Annotated in this window: 4 protein-coding genes and 3 tRNA genes; all 7 read left to right on the forward strand. The window is 64.3% G+C overall.

Annotated features, from left to right (window positions below; all coding sequences use genetic code 11):
- Window positions 1-38 precede the first annotated feature (38 nt).
- The gene (locus SOM28_RS15390) at window positions 39-998 is read left to right on the forward strand and encodes a J domain-containing protein (RefSeq protein WP_320468636.1); all 960 of its coding nucleotides are present in this window, start codon (window positions 39-41) and stop codon (window positions 996-998) included.
- A gap of 165 nt (window positions 999-1,163) precedes the next feature.
- Window positions 1,164-2,810 carry a response regulator gene (locus tag SOM28_RS15395; protein ID WP_320468637.1) on the forward strand — a complete coding sequence of 549 codons (1,647 nt, stop codon included), beginning with the start codon at window positions 1,164-1,166 and terminating at the stop codon, window positions 2,808-2,810.
- 14 nt (window positions 2,811-2,824) lie between these two features.
- The gene (locus SOM28_RS15400) at window positions 2,825-4,369 is read left to right on the forward strand and encodes an HDOD domain-containing protein (protein WP_320468638.1); all 1,545 of its coding nucleotides are present in this window, start codon (window positions 2,825-2,827) and stop codon (window positions 4,367-4,369) included.
- 338 nt (window positions 4,370-4,707) lie between these two features.
- Window positions 4,708-4,792 (forward strand) — tRNA-Tyr (locus SOM28_RS15405).
- A gap of 38 nt (window positions 4,793-4,830) precedes the next feature.
- Window positions 4,831-4,904 (forward strand) — tRNA-Gly (locus SOM28_RS15410).
- A 33-nt stretch (window positions 4,905-4,937) separates the two neighbouring features.
- A tRNA-Thr gene (locus SOM28_RS15415) sits at window positions 4,938-5,012 on the forward strand.
- Between the two features lie 86 nt (window positions 5,013-5,098).
- Window positions 5,099-6,243 (forward strand): elongation factor Tu (gene tuf, locus SOM28_RS15420; RefSeq protein WP_123071435.1); only part of this gene is annotated, 1,145 nt, incomplete at its 3' end.

The raw sequence follows: 6,243 nt of genomic DNA on the forward strand, positions 1-6,243 counted from the left end.
AGAACGCGCAGGGTAGAAGCGGGTAGACTTGACAGATCATGGCCAAGATTCACACACATTATGACAACCTGAAGGTGTCGCGTCATGCGCCCCAGGAAGTCATTCGTGCATCCTACAAGGCCCTGAGCCAGAAATATCACCCTGACAAGAACCCGGGCGACGAAAAGTCCGCCCGCATCATGGCAGTCGTCAATACCGCCTACAACGTCCTGTCCGATCCCGTCCGCCGCAAGGAACACGACGAATGGATCGCGGCCGAGGAATGGGAAGTCGAGTGGCTGGAAAGCTCGAACGCCAAGGAAGGCCAGCCGCGCAAGAATGGCGAACAATGGGATGCGCAGCCGCCGCCCAAGCCGCGCCGCAAGCGCCTGTGGCGCGATCCGCGCTGGTGGCTGGGCATGTCCAGTTGCTTCGTGGCCGGCGCCGTCGTCGCCGTGCTGACGATCGAACAACAGCCTGACATCATCCCCAGCGCCCTGGCCTGGGGCGGCATCGCCCAGGACCCTGTCAAGACCGGCCGTCCCGATGCCCTGGGCGTCGACGCCAGCAGTGACGACTGGGCCCGCCGCATCGGTCCGGACGGCGCCAAGGGCCCGCCGCCCGCGGTGCGCGCGCTCGCCGTCACCCAGCTGGCGGTGCCGGCCCGCGCACCCGACTGCAGCACCGACCTGCAGACCCTGGCGTCGCCCAGCGGCGATCCGTGGCCGCTCGAGTCTTCCTATGTTCCCGGCTACCCGGTCGGCAACGAGGGGGCAGAGATGCAGGTCGTGATCGACAACAGCGCCAACGCGGCGCCGGTCTTCGTCAAGCTGTACGACCTCGACCGCCGCGCCAACGTCAGGCACGCCTTCGTCCAGCAGCGCTCGAATTTTACTTTCGACAAGCTGGCCGCCGGCAAGTACGAGGTGCGTTACCAGAACGTGGTCGACGGCGCCAGCAAGTCCGAATGCGACAGCCGCCATACGGCGCTGCGCCAGGCCGCGGCCGATATCCAGTAATCCGGTAATCCAGTCTACCTGTCGTTTTTTCGGCGTACTGACACTTTCTCGTGTCAGCACCTTACCCGATTTCATTATTTTCGTTCCGCGCCGTAATATACTGGCCGATGCCGCGTGCCCATGCAGCCGCGGCGCCACGCCCAACGCAGGCTCATACGGACCAATATGAACGAACTGGAAGGCCTGACGGCCCTGATCATCGAGCCCCACGCGGGGATGCGGGCCAGCATCCACAGCATGCTCACGCTGTGCGGCCTGACCCGGATCGAGCACGCCAGCACCTCCAACCAGGCCGTGAAACACCTGGGCCTGCGCCAGTTCGACATGATCCTGTGCGAATACGATTTGGAAGGCGGCCAGGATGGCCAGCAATTGCTGGAAGACCTGCGCCACCACAAGCTGATGCAGCTGGCCACCATGTTCTTCATGGTCACGGCCGAAGGCAACCACAGCAAGGTGGTCAGCGCCGCCGAGCTGGCGCCCACCGACTACATCCTCAAGCCGTTCACCGCCGACCGCCTGCTCGAACGCATCGGGCGCGCCCTCGACAAGCGCAATGCCTTCCTGCCGGTGTACAACCTGATGGAGGCGGGCGACCAGGAGGAGGCGATCGCCGCCTGCATCGAAGGCCAGCGCCTGCACGCGCGCTATGCGGTCGATTTCCTGCGCCTGCGCGCCGAGCTGCACATGTTCCTGGGCCAGGCCGACCTGGCCGAGCCCATCTATCGTCACCTGGTCGAGATCAAGGCGATCGCCTGGGCCCGGCTTGGCCTGGCCAAGACCCTGTTCGTGCGCAAGCAATTCACCGAGGCGCGCGACATCCTGGAAGACCTGGTCGATACCAACCGCAACTTCGTCGATGCCTACGACTGGCTGGCGCGCACCCACGCGGCAGTCGGCGAATTGCAGAAATCGCAGACGGTGCTGAGCGACGCGGTGGCGGTGTCGCCGCATGCCGTGCGGCGCCTGCGCACCCTGGCCGACACCGCCTTCGAGGCGGGCGATATCGACACCGCCGAAAAAGCCCTGCGCCAGGTGGTGGGCAAGGCCAAATATTCTGAATTCCGCGACCCCGAGGACCACGTCAAGCTGGTGCGGGCGCTGGTGCACAAGGGCGATCCCGTGGGGGCCGCCGCCGTGGTGCGCGACCTCGACCGTTCGATGGGCGGGCGCGCCAACACCCCGCTGTGCAGCGCGATCGCCTCGGCCCTGGTGCATGAATACACCGGCAACGAGCAGCGCCTGGGCGAAGCGCTGGGCACGGCTCTGGCGTCAGCCAAGGATGCGCCCAACCTGTCAGCGGACCTCAAGCTCGAGCTGGCGCGTACCTGCATCGACAATGGCCGCGAAGAAGGCGCTTCCGAGATCGTACGCGAGGTGATGAGCAATTCCTCGAGCGACGCCATGGTCACGCGCGCAATGGGCGTGCTGGAGCAGGCCGGCAAGGGCGAGCTGGCGCAGACGCTGGCCCAGCAGAGCCGCCAGCAGGTGGTCGACCTGGTCGCTGGCGGCGCCGCGCGCGCCAAGAGCGGCGACTACCAGGGCGCGGTGCGGCTGATGCTGGAAGCGGCAACCAAGTTGCCGAGCAATCCGGCGGTGGCCTTCAATGCCGCGCTGGCGGCGCTGCGCTGCCTCGAACACGAGGGCTGGGACAACCGCCTCGGCGCCCAGGTGCCGGGCCTGATCGGCAATGTGCGCAAGCTCGACGCGCTCAATCCCAAGCTGCCGGCGCTGGCGGCGCTGCACCAGCAGGTGCTGAAACAGTACAAACAGGGCGCGCACGCGGCCGCGCCGCTGCGCAAGGCCGGCTGAGCGGATAGGGCGCCATGACCGACATCCCCCAGGACGGCGCCCCGCGCCGCGTGCGACCCGCCCTGATGCGCAAGCTCAGCGGCACCGAACGCATGTTCACCCTGGGCGGCGCCATCATGCACGTGATCGGCATGGGCTATAGCGACGACCTGGGCACGGCCGACCTCGCGTACTACGTGGTGTCCGATGTGGCGCTCACCCAGCGCATCCTGCGCCTGTCCAACACGGTCCAGTACCGCACCCTGTCCGGCACCCCGGTGACGACGATCTCGCGCGCCATTTCCCTGCTCGGTTTCGACAATGTGCGCGCCGCCGCGCTGGCGATGCTGCTGGTCGACGCGCTCGACACCGCCGAGCACGGCGTGCGGGTGGAGCTCGAAGCCGCCCTGTGCGCCAGCCTGGTCGGCCGCGAGCTGGCCCGCCACAGCCCGATCCCCGGGGCCGAGGAAGCGGCGATCTGCGCGCTGTTCAAGAACCTGGGCGCGCTGCTGCTGGCCAGCCACGAGCAGGAGCGCTACCGCGAAATCGCCGCGATCGTGGCGGCCGGCAAGCACACCCCCAGCCAGGCTGCGCAACTGATCCTGGGCTGCAGCTTCGAGACCCTGTCAGAGGCGATCTTGCGCGAGTGGCAGATGCCAGGGTTAATCGTGCAGGCCCAGGCGGCGCTGTCGCCGGGCCCGCTCGAGGCAGCGGCCGACCGAGACGAATGGATGCGGCAAGTGGCCGCCTTCAGCCGCGACGTGGCGCGCCTGATGGGCCGCCACCACGATCCGGCCGCCGCGCCCGAGACCCAGGAGCTCATCGCGCGCTATGGCGCGGCGCTGGGCGTCGACCATCCGGCCATGGTGGCGCTGTACGACGAGGTGCAGGAAGGCATGAACGGCATGCTGCAGAGCATGAACCTGGAGCGCGCGCCGAAGCACGATCCGAAGGCCGCCAGCAGCCTGCCGAACGTGCTGGCGCTGGCCACCCTGGACGCGGGCGAGGACGACGAAGGCGAGTTCTACCCCAGCGGCAAGCCGAAGAATGCGCGCGACCTGTTGCTGGCGGGCGTGCAGGACGTGACCCTGCTGGGCGGGTCCGGCGCCGGCGTCAACGACGTGATCATGGCCGTGCTCGAGACCCTGTACGGCGCGCTGGGCTTCCGCTTCGCCACCGTGTGCCTGCGCGATGTGCGCACAAAACAGTTTCGCGCCCGGGTGTCGCTGGGCGAGGGCAGCGTCGACCTGCAGGACGGCTTCGTCTTCCCCTGCGCCTTTACGCGCGACGTGTTTCACCTGGCGCTGGAGAACGACGCCGACATGATGATCGCGGACGCCTTCAGCCCCAAGATCCGCGACCTGCTGCCGGCCTGGTACAAGACCCTGCTGCCGGACGCCGAGAGTTTCATCGTGCTGCCGCTGGTGGTCGGCAAGGCCAGGGTAGGCCTGATCTACGCCGACCGCGTCTTCACCGCGCCCGAAGGCGTGGCGCCGGACGAGACGGCGCTGATCAAGGCGCTCAAGGCGCAAGTGCTGGCGGCACTGGCGCCGCAGGGCGCGAACAACCCCCAGCCCTGATCTCCCCGTTTGCCCCAAGACCGTCGTTCCCGCGCAGGCGGGAACCCAAGTCCGCCGCGCCCCGATAGCGCTTCTCTGCGCCGCAACAATACGCGTGAAAACTTGGGTTCCCGCCTCCGCGGGAACGACGTTGTTTGATTGTGCAAACGTGCGGACCGAACAATTCCAAGTATGTTCATAAAGATTTTTTCGCACTTGGCAAAATCACCCTTGCAGCTTTACAGTCCGACCGTTACAATCACGCCCCGAAGCAACGCTGTCAGGCGAAGTAGAAAAAGTTTCTACCGCAGTCTGATTGACAGTACGTTGAGCTTGCTTCATACTCTGCGGTTCTTCGCGGTGGGGTGGCCGAGTGGTTAAAGGCAGCAGACTGTAAATCTGCCCTCTCTGAGTACGCTGGTTCGAATCCAGCCCCCACCACCAAAAAGAAGATCGTGAAGTCGGATTTGAAGTTGTACCTCGCGGGTGTAGCTCAATGGTAGAGCAGAAGCCTTCCAAGCTTACGACGAGGGTTCGATTCCCTTCACCCGCTCCAGTTAGTGCGGTGGTTTCTACATCGCAAAAATCAGCCCTTGTAGCTCAGTGGTAGAGCACTCCCTTGGTAAGGGAGAGGCCACGTGTTCAATCCACGTCAAGGGCACCAGAATTTCGTACGGCAGTCGCGTTGCACTCGTCCGTCAGGTGTGCCTGGTAATCCCCAAATATATCGTTAGATCTTAGGAGTCTGAAATGGCAAAAGGTAAATTCGAACGGACCAAGCCGCACGTCAACGTCGGCACCATCGGTCACGTTGACCACGGTAAAACCACCCTGACGGCTGCAATCGCTACCGTCCTGTCGAAGAAATTCGGCGGCGAAGCCAAGGCCTACGACCAGATCGACGCGGCACCAGAAGAAAAAGCACGCGGCATCACCATCAACACCGCGCACGTCGAGTACGAAACCGAAAACCGTCACTATGCGCACGTTGACTGCCCAGGCCACGCCGACTACATCAAGAACATGATTACCGGTGCTGCGCAGATGGACGGCGCGATCCTGGTGTGCTCGGCCGCTGACGGCCCAATGCCACAGACCCGCGAGCACATCCTGCTGGCGCGTCAGGTTGGTGTTCCATACATCATCGTGTTCCTGAACAAGTGCGACCTGGTCGACGACGCAGAACTGCTGGAACTGGTCGAAATGGAAGTCCGCGAACTCCTGTCGAAGTACGAGTTCCCAGGCGACGACCTGCCAATCATCAAGGGTTCGGCACGTATGGCGCTGGAAGGCCAGCCAGGCGAAATGGGCGAAGAGTGCATCACCCGTCTGGCAGAAGCCCTGGACACCTACATCCCAACGCCAGAGCGCGCTGTTGACGGCGCCTTCCTGATGCCAGTGGAAGACGTGTTCTCGATCTCGGGCCGCGGCACCGTCGTGACCGGTCGTGTCGAGCGCGGCATCATCAAAGTCGGCGAAGAGATCGAAATCGTCGGTATCGTTGACACCGTCAAGACCACCTGCACCGGCGTGGAAATGTTCCGCAAGCTGCTGGACCAGGGTCAAGCTGGCGACAACGTCGGCCTGCTGCTGCGCGGTACCAAGCGTGAAGACGTGCAACGTGGTCAAGTTCTGGCAAAGCCAGGCTCGATCAAGCCGCACAGCAACTTCACCGGTGAGATCTACGTCCTGTCGAAAGACGAAGGCGGCCGTCACACCCCGTTCTTCAACAACTATCGTCCTCAGTTCTACTTCCGTACGACTGACGTGACCGGTTCGATCGAACTGCCAGCAGACAAAGAAATGGTCATGCCAGGCGATAACGTCTCGATCACCGTCAAGCTGATCGCTCCGATCGCGATGGAAGAAGGTCTGCGCTTCGCAATCCGCGAAGG

The sequence above is a fragment of the Massilia sp. CFBP9026 genome (assembly GCF_034045165.1).
Taxonomy (GTDB): Bacteria; Pseudomonadota; Gammaproteobacteria; order Burkholderiales; family Burkholderiaceae_D; genus Telluria; species Telluria arenae.